Genomic DNA, 18340 nt, shown 5'->3' on the forward strand with positions numbered 1-18340 from the left:
GTGCGAATTCTAGTTACCGGCGGCGCCGGCTTCATCGGATCAGCAGTGGTTCGCCACCTGATCCAGAACACCGATCACGAGGTCGCCAACCTCGACAAGCTCACCTATGCCGGCAATCTGGAGTCGCTGACCGATGTAGCCGGCTCGCCTCGTTACCGGTTCTACCAAGTGGACATCTGCGATGCAGCGGCCTTGGACAAGGTATTTTCCGAACTCCGCCCCACGTCTGTGATGCACCTGGCCGCCGAGTCGCACGTGGACCGCTCCATCGATGGGCCTGCCGAGTTCATCCAGACCAATATCGTTGGCACCTATACGCTGCTGGAGGCGGCCCGTCGCTACTGGAGCGGTCTGGAAGTAGAAGCCAAGGCCGCATTCCGCTTCCACCATATTTCTACCGATGAGGTGTATGGCGACCTCGAAGGTACGGATGATCTGTTCACCGAAAGCACTCCCTACTCGCCCAGTTCGCCCTACTCGGCCTCCAAGGCCAGTTCGGATCACCTGGTCCGCGCTTGGCAGCGTACTTACGGCCTGCCAGTGCTGGTGACCAACTGCTCGAACAACTACGGGCCCTATCACTTCCCCGAGAAGCTAATCCCGCACATGATCCTCAATGCCCTGGCCGGCAAGCCGCTACCGGTATATGGCGACGGGTCGCAGATTCGTGACTGGCTGTATGTCGAGGATCATGCCCGGGCGCTGGTCGAGGTGGTTACGCGTGGGGTGGTCGGTGAGACGTACAACATTGGTGGGCATAACGAGAAGCGTAATCTGGAGGTGGTGGAGACGATCTGCGACCTGATGGATGAGCTGGTTCCACGAAAGGGCGATCGCGAGCAAGCTCGCTCCTACAAGGAGCTGATTACTTTTGTGAAGGATCGGCCGGGGCATGATCGGCGGTACGCCATCGATGCTTCGAAGATCGAGCGTGAGCTGGGCTGGAAGCCGCAGGAGACCTTCGAGTCGGGTATCCGCAAGACGGTACAGTGGTATCTGGATAATCGTCAGTGGTGGGAACGGGTGCTGAGCGGTGATTATCGTTTGGGCCGGTTGGGCGAAGGCGCCTGAACGCTGCTCGCGAGCAAGGACTAGGCGTCCCCCTCGCTCCTACAGTTTCGATCCGATCTTCGAGTTTCTGGAGTTTTGAATGAAAGGCATTGTCCTGGCCGGCGGCTCCGGTACACGTCTTCACCCGATCACTCGCGGTATTTCCAAGCAGTTGCTGCCGATCTATGACAAGCCGATGATCTATTACCCGCTGTCGGTCCTGATGTTGGCGGGAATCAGGGAAATCCTGGTGATTTCCACTCCGGAGGACTTGCCCAACTTCCGTAAGCTGCTGGGCGATGGCTCGGAGTTCGGTATCAGCCTCAATTATGCCGAACAACCGTCGCCGGACGGGCTGGCCCAGGCGTTCCTGATTGGCGAGGAGTTCATTGGCGACAGCAGTGTGTGCCTGATCCTCGGCGACAATATCTTCTACGGCTATGGTTTCACCGCCATGCTGCGTGAAGCGGCCGCCCGTCAGCATGGTGCAACCGTCTTCGGCTACCACGTGAATGATCCGGAGCGTTTCGGGGTCGTCGAGTTCGACGCCAACGGCAAAGCCATCTCCATCGAAGAGAAGCCCAAGACGCCGAAATCCCATTACGCGGTTACCGGTCTGTACTTCTACGACAACTCGGTTGTGGAGATCGCCAAGCAGGTAAAACCTTCCGCTCGCGGCGAACTGGAAATCACCGATGTGAACAACGCCTACCTGCAACGTGGCGACCTGCATGTCAGCCTGCTGGGCCGTGGCTTCGCCTGGCTGGATACCGGCACCCATGACTCCCTGATGGAGGCCAGCCACTACGTGCAGACCATCGAAACCCGCCAAGGCCTCAAAGTGGCCTGTCTGGAAGAGATTGCCTACCACCAGGGCTGGCTGTCGGCAGAACAACTCCGCCAGCAAGCCCAGGTGCTGAGCAAGACGGGATACGGTCAGTATCTGCTGAGCGTACTGGCACAGGAGACTCATCCATGAAAGTGATCGAAACTGCTCTGCCGGGCGTGCTGATCATCGAGCCCAAGGTATTCGGCGATGCTCGTGGATTCTTCCTCGAGAGCTTCCACATCGAGCGCTACCGCGACGCTGGTATCGACCTGCCATTCGTCCAGGACAATCACTCCCGGTCGCCGCGTGGTGTTTTGCGCGGATTGCATTTCCAGCGTACTCGCCCACAGGGCAAGCTGGTCAGTGTGAGTCGCGGCGTGGTGTACGACGTCGCCGTGGATATCAATCCCGAGTCGCCGACCTGTGGCCAGTTCGTTGGCGTGGAGTTGAGCGACGACAACCATCGCCAGCTATGGATTCCGCCAGGATACGCCCATGGTTTCTGTGTGCTGAGTGATGTTGCGGACTTCCAGTACAAATGCACTGACCTGTACTTCCCTGCCGACGAAGGCGGGCTGATCTGGAACGACCCGGACGTGAACATTCCGTGGCCGTTGACCGATCCGCTGCTGTCCGAAAAGGACAAGCTCAACCCCAGCCTGCGCGAATTGCTTGGCAAGGGGAACTGACATGCAGGTATTGGTTACCGGTGCACGCGGTCAGGTTGGATTCGAACTGCTGCGCCGCGCACCTGCTGGCTTCGTTGTGACCGGTATGGGCTCCAGTGAGCTGGATATCACCAATGAAGAACAGATCCGGGAAGCTGTTGCACGCATCCGTCCGCAGTTGATCATCAATGCCGCTGCCTATACCGCTGTCGATAAAGCGGAAAGCGAGCCGGAGCGGGCATATGCAATCAACCGGGACGGCGTTGCGCATCTGGCGAAAGCGGCGAATGAAGCAGGAATTCCGCTGCTGCATATTTCCACCGACTATGTCTTCGCCGGCGATGCGGATGTGCCCTATCGGGAAAACGATGCCACCGGCCCTACCGGTATTTACGGTGCCAGCAAGCTGGCCGGTGAACAGGCCTTGGTCGATTTGTGCGCACAACACCTGATACTGCGCACCAGTTGGGTGTTCGGCGTGCATGGCAACAACTTCGTGAAGACCATGCTGCGCCTCGGACGCGAGCGCAGTGAACTGGGCGTGGTGGCCGATCAGCGCGGATGTCCGACCTCCGCAGCGAGCATTGCCGGTGCGCTATGGCGCGTTGCCGCAAAGATTCGAGATGAAGGCACAGCGGCATGGGGGATTTACCACTTCAGTGGCGCCCCGGCCTGCACCTGGCATGAATTTGCCATGGAAATTTTCCAGCAGGCGCACGCGTTGGGAATGATCGAACGACAACCGCTGGTGAATGCCATTGCAACTCGCGACTACCCGACGCCTGCAAAACGCCCAGCTTGGTCGGTGATGAGCAGTCAGAAGCTGCAACAAACATTCAGCATAGCGGCTTCCGATTGGCACCACGATCTGCTCGATGTACTACAGGAACTGAACGGCCCTGCCGATAAAGTAACTCCTGAACAGTAATCAATAGAAGCATGCCCCTGGCCCGCATCCGTTACGTGATGCGGGCTAGACGTTGGCACGCCCGAATAACGACAAGAACTCCAGCGACACCCGGAACAGCCTGATTCACGGCGTCATTACGCTGCCCCGCAAGAACACTTTCCATCAACAACTCTCACATGCCTCTGACCTACAGACGTAAAGGAGTGCCGCAATGAACAGCAGGGACCGCGGAATTCTCCGCCCCCATCAGGCCAATATCTCGATAGTGCAAAGACTGCTGGATCTGCTGGTTATCCTGGCCGGCATCGTCGGCACTGTGATCCTGCACGGGGACGACTTCGATAGGGGTCAACTGATCGCGACCTTGCTTGCGCTGGTGGTGTTCTACCTGTTGAGCGATTTCGCCCAGTTGTACAGTTCCTGGCGCGGCGAGCGGGTCATCGTGGAGTTGCGCCGGGTTTGCTGGATCTGGGCAATCAGTTTTGCCAGCGTATTGCTCGTCGATAAGTTCGTAGTCAGTATGCCGGTGCTCGATGCACTGGACCTGGCGCAGTGGTTCTGCCAGACATTGCTGGGCCTGTGCATCTATCGGGTTGGCCTGCGGCTGGCCCTGAATTTGCTGCGGCGCAAGGGCTTCAATACCCGTTCGGTAGCCATCGCCGGTGCCGGTGCGCTGGGGCAGCGGCTGGCGCGCAATATCGCTGGTGCACCCTGGATGGGGCTGGAGCTGCTGGGCTTTTATGACGACAAGCGTCGTGATCCGGTACACCTGCCGAAGAGCAAGCTGAGCCTGCCGGTTTCCGGGACGCTGGAGCAGTTGGTGGCCGAGGCGCGGGCCGGAGAGATCGACCGTATCTACATCACCCTACCGATGCGCAGCGAGGCGCGCATTCGCTGGCTGGTCGATCAACTGAGCGATACCACCACTTCGGTATTCATCGTTCCAGACGTGTTCATCTTCGAACTACTGCATGCGCGCAGCCAGAACATCAATGGCGTGCCGACCATCAGCATCTTCGATAGCCCGATGACCGGGGCGAAGGCGATCATCAAGCGGCTGGAGGATATCGTTCTCTCCTCACTAATCCTCTGCCTGATTGCCGTTCCCATGGCGTTCATTGCGGCAGCGGTGAAGCTCAGTTCCCCAGGCCCGGTGTTCTTCCGGCAGAAGCGTTATGGCATCGATGGCCGTCCGATCCAGGTGTGGAAGTTCCGCAGTATGCGGGTGATGGAGAACGGCGCAGATGTGGTCCAGGCCACGCGCAACGACAACCGTATTACCAAGGTGGGTGCGTTCATTCGCCGGACTTCGCTGGACGAGTTACCTCAGTTCATCAATGTGCTGCTCGGCGACATGTCCATCGTCGGCCCTCGCCCGCATGCGGTGGCGCACAATGAGGAATACCGCACCCAGATTGGCAGCTACATGCTGCGTCACAAGGTGAAGCCGGGCATCACCGGTTGGGCACAGGTGAATGGCTGGCGTGGCGAGACGGATACGCTGGACAAGATGCAGAAGCGTATCGAGCACGATCTCCATTACATCAATAACTGGTCACTCTGGTGGGACCTGAAGATCGTGTTCCTCACGGTGTTCAAAGGCTTCGTGCATAAGAATGCGTATTGAGGGATTCGAGTGACGGCCCTCCGGAAAATCGATGGGTATCGCAAGCTCAACCCATCCTACGTGACGCTCTCTGGGAGTTAGAGGCGTAGGGCGGGTGAAACCCGCCAATTTGATCCAACACATCGGATTTGGCGGGTTGCATGCGGGTTCGTAGGTTGGGCTGAGGTACGAAGCCCAACGGCACGGCTGCCGGCAATTGTTGGGTTTCACTTCGTTCAGCGCCAACCTACTCGGCCCTCTCCCGGCAGGGGAGAGGGAGTCAAAACATAGGAACGATCAAGAAAATCAAAGTGTTGTAGTGTTGTTACAACCATGAAGTTAGCGCTTGTTGCTTGCGCTGGCGACATGCCACCCTTAACCTTCTGTAAACTAAAGAACCTATCCCACAAGGAGTCTTGATATGAAGAAACTTCTGGCCCTCGCCGTAATGGCGAGCTTCAGCACTTCGCTGCTGGCTGCTGAAACCGGCACCAATTCCGAATCGACTTCGGCGTCGGGCACTGGCTCGACCACCTCCGCTGCAGCTCCGGGTGCTACCTCGTCCCTGGGCCTGTCCACTCCCATCGCTGGCGGCCTGACCGTTGGTGCCGCTGTCGGTATTGGTGCAGCAGCCGTTGCAGTAGGCGTAGCTGCCTCCAACAGCAGCGGCGGTGGCAGCGACAACACTCCGGGCACCACCGGTGGCGGCACTGGCGGTACCACCGGCACTACCGGTACCACCAACTAAGCAACATCGGCCCCATCCCGGCCTGTTGATCCCGGCAAGAGCGTTTCCTGAAAAGGAGTCGCTCTTGCTGGGCTTTCTGCTTTTCCGATAATAACCACCCACTTTCCCACACTTCACTCCAACTCGACGCCCTGCCGAGGTGGTTTCGTATTGACCTCTTTGTGTAGTCCTTCACCATGATTCGCTCTTTGTCCGCCGCAGTACTCGCAGCTATCACCCTTCAGGGTTGCATGTTCGCCCCTGGCCAACACATGGATACCAGCCGCATCATTCGCGACGACTCTCCGGAGAGCAGCCGCGTCGAGCTGGTACAGATCACTCCGAAGCTGCTGGCCATGGATGCCGCGACGGAACAACGCGCGAAGGTTCCTGCCGAGTTGCTGGCATATCAACCCGAGGATTACCGCATCGGCGTTGGCGACCTGTTGTACATCACCGTATGGGACCACCCTGAGCTAACTGCCCCGTCCGGCCCGCAGCAACAGATCGACGCCAACGGCCGCCTGGTCCGCCCGGATGGTTCGCTGTTCTACCCCTATATCGGCAATGTCCGCGCATCCGGCCGGACCATCGAGCAACTGCGCGCCGACATTTCCGGCCGCCTGGCCCAGTACGTCGAAAGCCCGCAGGTGGACGTCAGCGTGCTGCGCTACGCCAGCCAGAAGGTGGTGCTCAACGGTGCCTTCGGCAAAAGCGGTCCGCAGCCGATCACCACTACGCCGCTGAACCTGATGGAGGCTATCGGCAATGGCGGCGTCAACACCGGTGCTGCCGACCTTTCCGGGCTGATCCTGAAGCGCGATGGCCGTGAGTATCTGCTCGACCTGGATTCGCTGAACTACCAGAACTCCGAGCTGTACAGCATCTACCTGAAGGACGGCGACCAGATCTACCTGCCCTATAACGACAACAAGAAGGTCTACCTGATGGGTGAGGTGAACGGTGCGCGAGCCCTCACCTACAAGACCCGCAACCTGAACCTGGCCGATGCCATTGGCACCGTAGGCGGCCTGAACCAGACGACCTCCAACGGAAAGGCGGTGTACGTGATCCGCGGCGTAGAGAATCTGGAGAAAGAACCAGCCAAGGTCTTCCAACTGGACGCACAGTCGCCGACCGCTTTCATCCTCGCCCAGCGCTTCAACCTGCAGCCTCAGGACGTGATCTATGTCGGCCCTGCTGGTGTCACCCGCTGGAACCGCTTCATCAGCCAGTTGCTTGGCTCGGCGACCATTCTGGGCACCGGGGCGAATATCAAGAGCGACATGAGCGACAACAACTAATCCAGGCTCAGGTCAATCGTGAATATTCTCCGCTACGCCGCTCTGGCGGTGGCGGCTCTCTCGCTGTGCGCATGCAATCCCTTGATGAAAGCATCCTGGGATACCCTGCGCGCCGCGACCGAGGGACCGCAGCCGCTTGAGCTGACCCAGGCACAGGTCGATGCCGTGCCTTATTACCAGATCAAACTCCAGGCCAACCCCGGCGGCGAAGCCGTGATGGCGCTGGTGCGCCAGCAGGACGGCCTGCAGTTCTGGGTCGCTTCCACTCATCAGATCCTGATGATGCGCGACGGTCTGGTGGTACGCACCGTCGGCTTCGGCCACAACCTGGCCGCCACCCGCCTGGCCGCCGACTCGCCGTTCTCCACCGGGCTGCATAAGGTCGCCGACGGCACCACCAGCCAGCGCTGGGTGGATTTCGCAGACGGTTATCAGGTCGGCATTCCCGTACAGAGCAGCTTCGAGAAGAAGGGCCTGGAGCAGATCGACATCCTCGGTCGCAGTCACACGCTGTTGCGTGTCGATGAGTCGCTGAGCGCTCCGGTTGGCGGCCTCGATGCCGTGAACAGCTACTGGGTCGACCCAGCGGACGGCTTCGTCATGGCCAGCCGTCAGCAGGTCACGCCGAAACTCCAGGTGATGATCACCCAGATACGGCCATACCGGGGGACTGCGCAATGAACTGTCGCAATCTCCTGATGGCACTCGCTGCGGCACTGCTCTGCCACGCCGCATCGGCCAGTGATCAGGTCGAGGTACGCGGCGATGCGAAGCGGCCGGGCCTGCAGACCATCACGCCGGATACCCGTCTGAGCACCGTGTTCAATGCTGCCCAGGTCAACCCGGAATCCTACTGGCTGGGTGCGGCGTGGCTGCACCAATCTCTGCTCAAACAGCAGGGCCGCCTCAAGGCCGGCATCCTGTTCGATCTGCAATTGCTGAAGCGCAAGGCGCTGCTGGATGACCAGCCGGCCCTGGCCGAACTGCTCGGGCGCCTGCATCAGCAAATCACCGATCTGCCGGTGACTGGTCGCCTGCCGCATCTGCTGGACCCAGTCGGGGTCGAAGTCGATTCGGAGCAGAACGCTCTGGTTGGCGCCGGGGATGTATTCATCTTTTCGCCACGCCCAAATCACGTCCGCGTGGTCGGCGCGGTGCAGGCCGACTGCACGCTCGCCCATATACCGCTGCAAGCTGCTCGCCTCTATCTGCAGCAGTGCGCCCAGCGCGCCGAAGCCGATGGTGACTGGCTGTACCTGATTCAACCGGACGGCAATGTCAGCCGACTCGGCATCGCCCTGTGGAACCGCCAGGACAGCGCACCGCCCGCCCCCGGCTCGACCATCCTGGTTCCGATCAAGGCTGCCGGCCCCGATAGCCCCGCCCCGGATCTGAACCAGGAGCTTGCGGAATTCCTCGCCACCCAACCGCTGTCCGAGGTGGCGCAATGAAGCTCCGCTATGCACTCTGTCTGCTGATGCCCTGGTCCGTGGCACACGGCGAGCCACGTTATACACAGCACGATTTCGGCGGCGTCGGCCTGCTGCAAACCCCGACCGCGCGTATGGCGCCGGCCGGTGAAGTCAGCATCAACGCCAACCGCACCGATCCCTACTCGCGCTACAGCTTCTCGCTGCAACCCTTCGACTGGCTGGAAACCTCATTCCGCTATACCTCGGTCAGCAACCGCCGTTATGGTCCGGAAAGCCTCAGCGGTGACCAGAGCTACAAGGACAAGGCGGTCGATGCCAAGCTCCGTCTGCTCAAGGAAAGCCACTGGCTGCCCGAGGTCGCCGTTGGCGCCCGCGACGTTGGCGGTACCGGCCTGTTCTCCAGCGAATACTTCGTCGGCAACAAGCGCTTTGGCGATTTCGATATGAGCCTGGGTATCGCCTGGGGTTACATTGGCAATCGTGGCGATTTCGACAACCCGCTGGGCTGGATCGACGACAAGTACGATGAGCGCCCTGCAGCCGAAGGCACTGGCGACGTCAACACCAACGGCTGGTTCCGCGGCTCCCCTGCCCTCTTCGGCGGCGTGCTCTGGCAAACCCCGTGGGACCGGCTGTCGGTCAAGCTGGAATACGAAGGCAACAACTACGAAAACGAACCGCAGGACAACAACCAGAAGCAGGACTCCCCGGTCAACCTCGGCTTCGTCTTCAAGGCAGGCGACTCGGTAGACCTGCACGCAGCCTGGGAGCGTGGCAACACGGCGATGTTCGGCATCACCCTGCACACCAACTTCGCCACCCGCTCGGCACCGCCCAAGACCTACGACCCACCGGCGGAAAAACTGCCGGCCAGTGCGCCGAACGTCAATGCCGATCAGGTCGACTGGGCTGGCGTTTCACAGCGCCTGCGCAACAACGCCGGCTACAAGGTCGAACGCATCGCGCGGAAGGATTCGGAGATCATCGTCTACGGCGAGCAGACCCGTTACCTCTACCCGCCCAAGGCCGTCGGCCGTACCGCGCGCATCCTCGACAACAGCGTGAGCGACGATATCCAGTGGTTCACCGTGGTCGACAAGCGCTACGACATGCCGGTCGCCGAGACCAGCTTGCCGCGCAAGACCTTCCGCGAGGTGGTACAGCACGACCGCCCGCTGGCCGACCTGCGTCGCGCCACCGAACAGAACTGGCCACTGCCGCACCAGGAGGAAGTCCTCTTCGAACAGAAGCCGGACCCGTTCACCTACGGCCTGGGCCTGGGCTACAAGCAGAACGTCGGCGGCCCCGACGGCTTCCTGCTCTACCAGTTCACCGCCGACCTCAGCGCCGAATACCGCTTCACGCCGGATACCTGGTGGAGCGGCATGCTCAGCGGCAACCTGCTGAACAACTTCGACAAGTTCAAGTACGACGCCCCCAGCGGCCTGCCGCGCGTGCGCACCGACATCCGCCAGTACGTGACCACTTCGGACGTCACCATGCCGTCGTTCCAGTTGAACAAGGTGAAGCGTCTGGATGAGGACCTTTACGGCATGGTCTACGGCGGCTACCTGGAGTCGATGTACGCCGGCGTGGGCGGCGAGATGCTCTATCGCCCGCTGAACGAGCGCTGGGCGCTGGGCGCCGACCTGAACTTCGTGCGCCAGCGCGATTTCGACCAGGGCTTCGGCCTGCGCGACTACGACGTGATCACCGGGAACATCACCGGCTATCTGAAGACCGACTTCCAGGATGTACTGGCGGCGGTCAGCGTCGGCCGCTACCTGGCCCGAGACTGGGGCACCACCATCGACCTGTCGCGCGAGTTCAGCAATGGCGTGCGCTTCGGCGGCTGGGTCACCCTGACCACGGCATCCAAGGAAGAGTACGGCGAGGGTAGTTTCGACAAGGGCATCTATATATCGATCCCCTTCGACGAACTGATGAGCAGCTCCACCATGCGCCGCGCCAACCTCGCCTGGGCCCCGCTGACCCGTGACGGTGGTGCACGTCTGGGCCGCAGCTATTCGCTGTACACCCTGACTGACGGGCGCAATGTGGATATGTTCGACGGTAGCTTCAGCAAGATCGTGGAATAAATAATTGGGGACCTTGACCGCGCCATGAACATGGCGGGTTTCACCCGCCCTACGGTTCCGCGTGGAAATGACGCAAGGCGTAGGGCGGGTGCAACCCGCCATTCCATATCGTGGAGTGACGTAGGAGCAACTGTCTTGCATCGTCGCGAGGCCTTCCCCCTCACCCTAGCCCTCTCCCTCAAGGGAGAGGGGACTATTCGGAGTTGTCGGGTGGCACGGCATTGACCCCGATGCCGTTATACCCCCTCTCCCTTTGGGAGAGGGTTGGGGTGAGGGAACCGGCGACGCAATACCATCCATCGCATCGTCGCGAGGTGCCCCTCGACAAGGTGGAAATGCTTCGCGATTTCCACCCTACGCTCTTGCCATACCTGTAGGAGCGGGCCATGCCCGCGAAATCGCGACACGGTGATCGCGGGCATGGCCCGCTCCTACAGTTATTCCCGCCGTTAGATCAATCCCGCCGCTGCGGCGACAGCAGTTCGACCTTGTACCCATCCGGGTCCTCGACGAACGCCAGGATGCTGGTGCCGTGCTTCATCGGGCCCGGCTCGCGGGTGATCTTGCCGCCGCGGGAGCGGATGTCTTCGCAGGCTTTGTAGACGTCGTCCACTTCCAAGGCGATGTGGCCGTAGCCGGTGCCCAGTTCGTACGTGTCCACGCCCCAGTTGTAGGTCAGCTCGATGACGCTGTTCTCGTCCTCGCTGCCATAGCCGACGAACGCCAGGGTGAACTGGCCGTCCGGGTAGTCCTTGCGGCGCAGCAGGGTCATGCCCAGGACTTCGGTATAGAAGGCGATGGATTTGTCCAGGTCGCCGACGCGCAGCATGGTGTGCAGCAGTCTCATCGATGTTCTCCTCGTCATCAGGTGGCCCGTTGTGCGGGTCTATAAATGCAAACCCCGGCACTTGAGGCCGGGGTTTTTATTTTTGCAGGAGCGGGCCATGCCCGCGAATGCTGGAGAATGCAAAAGCTTCGCGGGCATGGCCCGCTCCTACAAAGGGCCTTACAGCTTGCGGCCCTTGCTCGCGGCGATGCGCATGCGCAGGGCGTTGAGCTTGATGAAGCCGCCGGCGTCGGCCTGGTTGTAGGCGCCGCCGTCTTCCTCGAAGGTCGCGATGTTGGCGTCGAACAGCGAGTCGTCGGACTTGCGGCCGACCACGATGACGTTGCCCTTGTACAGCTTCAGGCGAACCACGCCGTTCACGAAATCCTGGGACGCGTCGATCATCGACTGCAGCATCTCTCGCTCCGGGCTCCACCAGTAGCCGGTGTAGATCAGCTTGGCGTAGCGCGGCATCAGCTCATCCTTCAGGTGAGCGACTTCGCGGTCCAGGGTGATCGACTCGATGGCACGGTGGGCGCGCAGCATGATGGTGCCGCCGGGGGTCTCGTAGCAGCCGCGGGACTTCATGCCGACGTAGCGGTTCTCGACGATGTCGAGGCGGCCGATGCCGTTCTCGCCGCCGATGCGGTTGAGGGTCGCCAGCACGGTGGCCGGGGTCATCTCGACGCCGTCGATGGCGACGATGTCACCCTTGCGGTAGGTCAGCTCGATGTAGGTGGGCTTGTCCGGGGCGTTTTCCGGGGACTTGGTCCACTTCCACATGTCCTCTTCGTGCTCGGTCCAGGTGTCCTCCAGCACGCCGCCTTCATAGGAGATGTGCAGCAGGTTGGCGTCCATGGAGTACGGCGACTTCTTCTTGCCGTGGCGCTCGATCGGGATACCGTGGGTTTCGGCGTAGTCCATCAGCTTCTCGCGGGACAGCAGGTCCCACTCACGCCAGGGTGCGATGACCTTGACGCCCGGCTTCAGCGCGTAGGCGCCCAGCTCGAAGCGAACCTGGTCGTTGCCCTTGCCGGTCGCGCCGTGGGAGATGGCGTCGGCGCCGGTCTCGTTGGCGATTTCGATCAGGCGCTTGGCGATCAGCGGACGGGCGATGGAAGTACCCAGCAGGTACTCGCCTTCATAGATGGTGTTGGCGCGGAACATCGGGAACACGAAGTCGCGGACGAACTCTTCGCGCAGGTCTTCGATGAAGACTTCTTTCACACCCAGCGCCTTGGCCTTGGCGCGGGCCGGCTCGACTTCTTCACCCTGGCCGAGATCGGCGGTGAAAGTCACTACTTCACACTGATAGGTATCTTGCAGCCACTTCAGGATCACGGAGGTATCCAGGCCACCGGAATACGCCAGGACTACCTTCTTCACGTCCGCCATGCCATCAACTCCACGGGGGTTGTCACGAAAACGCCTGATTCTACTGCCCGATCAGGATTATTTACAGGGGCGCGACAGGCTTTGACGACAAAGCGACAAATTAAATTAAGGTTGCGACAAGTCAATCGACGCAGCCGGCTATTCCCGGCCGCCCGGCAAGGCTGCCAGATCCCCTGTGGAAGCGGCATCTGCGGGCTTCGCAGGCTCCGGCTCGCGGGATATCTGCAGGGTGACTCGTCGATTGCGCGCCCGATTGGCTGCGGAATTGTTCGCCACCAGCGGATAGCGTTCGCCGTGGAAGCGCAGGGTGATCTGCTCCTCCGGCACGCCGTTGGCCTTCAGGTACTCCATCACCGCCAGCGCCCGGCGCCGCGAGAGATCGCGATTGGTCAGGCGGTTGCTGCTGTTGTCGGAATGACCATCCAGTTGGATGCGGTTCACCGAGGGATCGGCCTTCATGTAGCGGAGAATGACATCCAGTCTGCTGCGGGCCGCGCTGTCGAGTTCGGTGCCGCCCGCGGAAAAGCCGAGTTGCGACAGCCGCGCCTGATCGAAATTCACCGGCAGCATCTTCGCCGAGCACGTCCGGAACTGCGCATAGCCCGCGGCGAAGCTCACTGGCAGCAGACGTACCAACAGGTCATCACCATCCGACGTGCGATGGCGCACCTCCGGACTGCGTCCCTGGAGCAGCCCGCTGAGCAGACGCCCCGCCTGCTGCTGGCTGCTGCGCAGCGCCACGTCTCCGTTGCTCACTGCCACCTGGCCGAGATCGATATCGCCCTGCCCCGGCCGCCATGCCGGTGCCGCCGCCAGCAGGCTGGCATAGCCGCGCCCGAGACGGGTCTGCTCGGGCTTCAGGCGGAAGGTCGGCCGCTCGCCGGCGCGCCAGACGAATTCGCCCACGCCGAAATTGGTCACGTGCTGGGACAGCCGGCACTCGAACTGATCGCCCTCCACTTTCCATTCCGCGCTTTCCAGGCGCGTCTGGAAGGTCAGCCCGGAAACCGGCAGGCTCGCGCAGAGAGTGAGCAGGAAAATGAAAGGCTGGCGCACGGGCGGCTCCGGATGGTGCGGTTCGGAAATACATCGGCCGGATGCGGGGAAACTTGATAGCGAGTGCCGGCGGCGGGCTTTTCCGGTAGCATTTCACCTCTTGACCCGCTGCAAAATGTCCCTGGAATTCGCATGTCCGACCGCCTGACTCTCCTGCGCCCCGACGACTGGCACATCCACCTGCGCGACGGCGCCGCCCTCGCCCGCACCGTCGGCGATGCCGCGCGCACCTTCGGCCGCGCCATCATCATGCCCAACCTGGTACCGCCAGTGCGCAATGCCGACGAGGCCGACGCCTATCGTCAGCGCATCCTCGCCGCCCGCCCGGCCGGCAGCCGCTTCGAGCCGCTGATGGTGCTCTATCTCACCGACCGCACCACTTCCGAGGAAGTCCGCACCGCCAAGGCCAGCGGCTTCGTCCACGCCGCCAAGCTCTACCCGGCCGGCGCCACCACCAACTCCGACTCCGGCGTGACCAGCATCGACAAGATCTTCCCGGTGCTGGAGACCATGGCCGAAGTCGGCATGCCGCTGCTGGTGCACGGTGAAGTGACCCGTTCCGAAGTGGACGTGTTCGACCGCGAGAAGCAGTTCATCGACGAACACATGAGCCGCGTTGTCGCGCGCTTCCCGACGCTGAAGGTGGTGTTCGAACACATCACCACCGGCGACGCCGCGCAGTTCGTCAAGGAAGCCTCGGCCAACGTCGGCGCCACCATCACCGCGCATCACCTGCTGTACAACCGCAACCACATGCTGGTCGGCGGCATTCGTCCGCACTTCTATTGCCTGCCGATCCTCAAGCGCAACGTGCACCAGGAAGCCCTGCTGGATGCGGCCGTGAGCGGTAACCCGAAATTCTTCCTCGGCACCGACTCCGCTCCGCATGCCCGTCACGCCAAGGAAGCCGCCTGTGGTTGCGCCGGCTGCTACACCGCCTACGCCGCCATCGAGCTGTATGCCGAGGCCTTCGAGCAGCGCAATGCGCTGGACAAGCTGGAAGCCTTCGCCAGCTTCCACGGCCCGGACTTCTACGGCCTGCCGCGCAACACCGACAGCATCACCCTGGTCCGCGAGGAATGGCAGGCTCCGGCCAGCCTGCACTTTGGCGAGCAGGAACTGATCCCGCTGCGTGCCGGCGAGACGCTGCGCTGGCGCCTGCTGGAGGCCGGAGCATGAGCCAGGAGAGTTACGACGAGGAGTTCGACGGCAACTTCCCGACCGGTCCGCGCCATCCGATGGCGCAGCGTTTCCGCGGTTATCTGCCGGTGGTGGTGGACGTCGAGACTGGCGGCTTCAATTGCGCCACCGACGCGCTGCTGGAAATCGCCGCGGTCACCGTCGGCATGGATGAAAAGGGTTTCCTGTTCCCGGAACACACCTATTTCTTCCGCGTCGAGCCGTTCGAAGGCGCCAACATCGAGCCCGCCGCGCTGGAATTCACCGGCATCAAGCTCGACCACCCGCTGCGCATGGCAGTGCAGGAAGAACAGGCGCTCCACGAGATATTCCGCGGCGTGCGCAAAGCCATCAAGGCCAACGGCTGCAAGCGGGCGATCCTGGTCGGCCACAACAGCAGCTTCGACCTCGGTTTCCTGAATGCCGCCGTCGAGCGCACCGGCATCAAGCGCAACCCGTTCCACCCGTTCTCCAGCTTCGACACCGCGACCCTGGCCGGCCTCGCCTATGGCCAGACCGTACTGGCGAAAGCCTGCCAGACCGCTGGAATGGACTTCGACAACCGCGAGGCACACTCGGCGCGCTACGACACCGAGAAGACCGCCGAGCTGTTCTGCGGCATCGTCAACCGCTGGAAGGAACTCGGCGGCTGGATGGATGACGACGACTGAGCCGTTCTCAGTCTTGTAGGTTGGCGCTGAGCGCAGCGAAGCCCAACGCTGCAACGGTTCGGCAGATGTTGGGCTTCACTGCGTTCAGCACCAACCTACGAGACGAAACCCCAACCGCTGTCGATGGGCCTCGCCGCACGTAGGTTGGCGCTGAGCAACGCGAAGCCCAACGGTACAACGGTTCGGCCGATGTTGGGCTTCGCTGCGCTCAGCGCCAACCTACCCAATAAAAAGCCCCGCACTTGGCGGGGCTCTTTCATTGCACAACCTGCGATTACAGGCTGGCAGCGTTCTCGGCCAGGTACTTGGCCACGCCTTCCGGAGAAGCGGTCATGCCCTTGTCACCCTTCTTCCAGTTGGCCGGGCAGACTTCGCCGTGCTCTTCGGTGAACTGCAGGGCGTCGACCAGACGCAGCAGCTCGTCCATGTTGCGGCCCAGCGGCAGGTCGTTGACGATCTGCGAACGCACCACGCCGTTCTTGTCGATCAGGAACGCGCCACGGAAGGCTACGCCGCCTTCGGACTCGACGTCATAGGCCTTGGCGATTTCGTGGGTGATGTCGGCAGCCAGGGTGTACTGGACCGCGCCGATGCCGCCCTTGTCTACCGGGGTGTTGCGCCAGGCGTTGTGGGTGAAGTGGGAGTCGATGGAAACACCGATCACTTCGACGTTGCGTGCCTTGAAGTCGGGGATGCGCTTGTCCAGGGCGATCAGCTCGGACGGGCAGACGAAGGTGAAGTCCAGCGGGTAGAAGAACACCAGGCCGTATTTGCCTTCGATGGCCGAGGACAGGTTGAAGCTGTCGACGATTTCGCCATTGCCGAGTACGGCAGCTACGGTGAAGTCAGGTGCTTTCTTGCCTACGAGTACGCTCATTCCATGTCTCCTTAGCATGAGGCGGGTCGGGATGGATCAGCCTGTCAGGCCTGAATGACGCCTTGCTGACAGTGGTTCCAGCCCGGTTTTGAGGGGCCGGCAATCATACACGCGCCCTCCAGACCCGCCCAGCGCTTTTCCCGGTACGCCGGTGCCGCATGACCGCTCATCAGGCGCAGTAGCGACCAACTTTGACAATCATTCTCATTAAGATTAGTATCGCATCAACTTCAACTGATCCCAGTAGTCCGCCGTTATGTACGTCTGCCTCTGCCAAGGTGTTACCGATACCCAGATCCGAGACGCCATCTATGAAGAAGGCTGCTGCAGCTACCGCGAAGTTCGCGAGAGCACCGGCGTCGGCACCCAGTGCGGGAAATGCGCCTGCCTCGCCAAGCAGGTGGTTCGCGAGACTCTTGGCGAACTGCATGGTGCACAAGCCATGAATTATTCGCTGGCCTACGCCGCCGGCTGATAATCGAAAAGCATTAAATGAAAAACCGGGCAGATGCCCGGTTTTTTTATGTCTACAATTCAGCCACTTAATTTGCAAACGAAGAATTGAAGCATTCGCATTCATATTCCTTTTTATATTGAATTCAATGGCTTATGTTTGACAACTGGTTATAAGAAGAACAAACTTTTCAGCCTACCCACTCCACACGGCAGGACTCGGCATGAAAGGCGACAAGAAAGTCATTCAGCATCTGAACAAGATCCTCGGCAACGAGTTGATCGCCATCAACCAGTACTTCCTGCACTCGCGCATGTGGAACGACTGGGGCCTGAAACGCCTCGGCGCGCACGAGTACCACGAGTCGATCGACGAGATGAAACATGCCGATCGCCTCATCGAACGCATCCTCTTCCTCGAAGGCCTGCCCAACCTGCAGGACCTGGGCAAGCTGCTGGTCGGCGAAAACACCCAGGAAATGCTGCAGTGCGACCTGAACCTGGAAATGAAGGCCGCCAAGGATCTGCGCGACGCCATCGTGTATTGCGAAAGCGTGCATGACTATGTAAGTCGCGATCTGCTGAGAAGTATCCTCGAGTCGGAAGAAGAACATATCGACTACCTGGAAACCCAACTCGGCCTGATCCAGAAAGTTGGCCTGGAAAACTATCTGCAGTCGCATATGCACGAAGACGATTGATCCATCTTCAAATTCGCTTCCAATAAAAAGCCCCGCACGAAGCGGGGTTTTTTATTGGAGCTGTGCGTAGGTTGGCGCTGAACGAAGTGAAGCCCAACATGGGCATCGTTGGGCTTCGCAAGCTCAGCACCAACCTACGTAGCCACAGATATGAAAAAGCCCCGCATCGCGGGGCTTTTTCGTTGGAGCGGGGAATCAGGCTTCCGCCTTGCCCACAGCCGCCTTGATCAGCGGTTGCAGTTCACCCTTCTCGAACATTTCCGCGAGGATGTCGCTGCCACCAACCAGTTCGCCGCCGACCCACAGTTGCGGGAAGGTCGGCCAGTTGGCGTATTTCGGCAGGTTCGCGCGGATTTCCGGGTTCTGCAGGATATCGACATAGGCGAACTTCTCGCCGCAAGCCATCACCACCTGTGCCGCGCGGGCCGAGAAGCCGCATTGCGGGGCGTTCGGCGAGCCCTTCATGTACAGAATGACGGGGTTGTTGGTGATCTGCTCTTTGATGGTGTCGATAATATCCATGGCTTACCTCGGCTGAACTATCCGCTATCCGGCA

19 protein-coding genes are annotated in these 18340 nt (G+C 60.9%); 14 read left to right on the forward strand and 5 right to left on the reverse strand.

The features are described from left to right. The 10 genes from rfbB (at position 1) to JFY56_RS18250 (ending at position 10626) form a co-directional block, all read left to right on the forward strand. Positions 1 to 1071, forward strand: coding sequence for a dTDP-glucose 4,6-dehydratase (gene rfbB / locus JFY56_RS18205; protein ID WP_208315344.1), 1071 nt, complete (start codon positions 1 to 3; stop codon positions 1069 to 1071). 79 nt (positions 1072 to 1150) lie between these two features. Beyond that, positions 1151 to 2029, forward strand: a complete 879-nt coding sequence (gene rfbA / locus JFY56_RS18210) for a glucose-1-phosphate thymidylyltransferase RfbA (RefSeq protein ID WP_208315345.1) — start codon at positions 1151 to 1153, stop codon at positions 2027 to 2029. Continuing rightward, positions 2026 to 2568: a dTDP-4-dehydrorhamnose 3,5-epimerase gene (rfbC, locus tag JFY56_RS18215; RefSeq protein ID WP_208315346.1), complete on the forward strand. Its 543-nt coding sequence runs from the start codon at positions 2026 to 2028 to the stop codon at positions 2566 to 2568. Before rfbA ends, rfbC begins: the two co-directional genes overlap by 4 nt. A gap of 1 nt (position 2569) precedes the next feature. After that, positions 2570 to 3475 carry a dTDP-4-dehydrorhamnose reductase gene (gene rfbD / locus JFY56_RS18220; protein ID WP_208315347.1) on the forward strand — a complete coding sequence of 302 codons (906 nt, stop codon included), beginning with the start codon at positions 2570 to 2572 and terminating at the stop codon, positions 3473 to 3475. A 193-nt stretch (positions 3476 to 3668) separates the two neighbouring features. After that, positions 3669 to 5084, forward strand: a complete 1416-nt coding sequence (locus JFY56_RS18225) for an undecaprenyl-phosphate glucose phosphotransferase (RefSeq protein WP_208315348.1) — start codon at positions 3669 to 3671, stop codon at positions 5082 to 5084. Between the two features lie 400 nt (positions 5085 to 5484). Then, positions 5485 to 5811, forward strand: a complete 327-nt coding sequence (locus JFY56_RS18230) for a hypothetical protein (RefSeq protein WP_208315349.1) — start codon at positions 5485 to 5487, stop codon at positions 5809 to 5811. 176 nt (positions 5812 to 5987) lie between these two features. Beyond that, entirely contained in the window at positions 5988 to 7094 is a 1107-nt protein-coding gene (locus tag JFY56_RS18235; protein WP_208315350.1) for a polysaccharide biosynthesis/export family protein, read from the forward strand. An 18-nt stretch (positions 7095 to 7112) separates the two neighbouring features. Next, positions 7113 to 7775, forward strand: a complete 663-nt coding sequence (locus JFY56_RS18240; RefSeq protein ID WP_328824917.1) for a YjbF family lipoprotein — start codon at positions 7113 to 7115, stop codon at positions 7773 to 7775. Then, positions 7772 to 8545 carry a capsule biosynthesis GfcC family protein gene (locus JFY56_RS18245; protein ID WP_208315352.1) on the forward strand — a complete coding sequence of 258 codons (774 nt, stop codon included), beginning with the start codon at positions 7772 to 7774 and terminating at the stop codon, positions 8543 to 8545. The genes JFY56_RS18240 and JFY56_RS18245 overlap by 4 nt, the downstream gene beginning before the upstream one ends. Continuing rightward, positions 8542 to 10626 carry a YjbH domain-containing protein gene (locus JFY56_RS18250; protein ID WP_208315353.1) on the forward strand — a complete coding sequence of 695 codons (2085 nt, stop codon included), beginning with the start codon at positions 8542 to 8544 and terminating at the stop codon, positions 10624 to 10626. Before JFY56_RS18245 ends, JFY56_RS18250 begins: the two co-directional genes overlap by 4 nt. 454 nt (positions 10627 to 11080) lie before the next feature. Here the strand turns inward: JFY56_RS18250 and gloA are convergent, their stop codons facing one another. The 3 genes from gloA to JFY56_RS18265 form a co-directional block, all read right to left on the reverse strand. Next, the gene (gene gloA / locus JFY56_RS18255; protein WP_208315354.1) at positions 11081 to 11473 is read right to left on the reverse strand and encodes a lactoylglutathione lyase; all 393 of its coding nucleotides are present in this window, start codon (positions 11471 to 11473) and stop codon (positions 11081 to 11083) included. Between the two features lie 159 nt (positions 11474 to 11632). Next, the gene (locus JFY56_RS18260; RefSeq protein ID WP_208315355.1) at positions 11633 to 12847 is read right to left on the reverse strand and encodes an argininosuccinate synthase; all 1215 of its coding nucleotides are present in this window, start codon (positions 12845 to 12847) and stop codon (positions 11633 to 11635) included. A gap of 138 nt (positions 12848 to 12985) precedes the next feature. Next, complete coding sequence (locus tag JFY56_RS18265; protein WP_208315356.1) at positions 12986 to 13903, reverse strand: flagellar protein MotY; 918 nt, start codon at positions 13901 to 13903, stop codon at positions 12986 to 12988. Positions 13904 to 14035: 132 nt separating this feature from the next. Between JFY56_RS18265 and pyrC the strand changes: the two genes are divergently transcribed. Both pyrC and rnt read left to right on the forward strand, forming a co-directional pair. Beyond that, positions 14036 to 15082, forward strand: a complete 1047-nt coding sequence (gene pyrC, locus JFY56_RS18270) for a dihydroorotase (RefSeq protein WP_208315357.1) — start codon at positions 14036 to 14038, stop codon at positions 15080 to 15082. Next, positions 15079 to 15753: a ribonuclease T gene (rnt, locus tag JFY56_RS18275; protein ID WP_208315358.1), complete on the forward strand. Its 675-nt coding sequence runs from the start codon at positions 15079 to 15081 to the stop codon at positions 15751 to 15753. Before pyrC ends, rnt begins: the two co-directional genes overlap by 4 nt. 274 nt (positions 15754 to 16027) lie before the next feature. On the opposite strand, the gene JFY56_RS18280 is transcribed toward rnt, so the two are convergent. Further along, positions 16028 to 16630: a peroxiredoxin gene (locus JFY56_RS18280; protein ID WP_208315359.1), complete on the reverse strand. Its 603-nt coding sequence runs from the start codon at positions 16628 to 16630 to the stop codon at positions 16028 to 16030. 256 nt (positions 16631 to 16886) lie between these two features. Here JFY56_RS18280 and JFY56_RS18285 point away from each other — a divergent pair, with 256 nt between their 5' ends. Together JFY56_RS18285 and bfrB are read left to right on the forward strand one after the other, a co-directional pair. Continuing rightward, positions 16887 to 17105 (forward strand): bacterioferritin-associated ferredoxin, encoded by a 219-nt coding sequence (locus tag JFY56_RS18285; protein ID WP_208315360.1) that lies wholly within the window; start codon positions 16887 to 16889, stop codon positions 17103 to 17105. Between the two features lie 202 nt (positions 17106 to 17307). Further along, positions 17308 to 17784, forward strand: a complete 477-nt coding sequence (bfrB, locus tag JFY56_RS18290) for a bacterioferritin BfrB (RefSeq protein WP_208315361.1) — start codon at positions 17308 to 17310, stop codon at positions 17782 to 17784. A 195-nt stretch (positions 17785 to 17979) separates the two neighbouring features. Here bfrB and grxD read toward each other — a convergent pair whose 3' ends face one another. Then, positions 17980 to 18306, reverse strand: coding sequence for a Grx4 family monothiol glutaredoxin (gene grxD, locus JFY56_RS18295; RefSeq protein ID WP_208315362.1), 327 nt, complete (start codon positions 18304 to 18306; stop codon positions 17980 to 17982). Positions 18307 to 18340 lie beyond the last annotated feature (34 nt).

Origin of the sequence: Pseudomonas schmalbachii, assembly GCF_017589465.1 — a bacterium.
Taxonomy (GTDB): Bacteria; Pseudomonadota; Gammaproteobacteria; order Pseudomonadales; family Pseudomonadaceae; genus Pseudomonas; species Pseudomonas schmalbachii.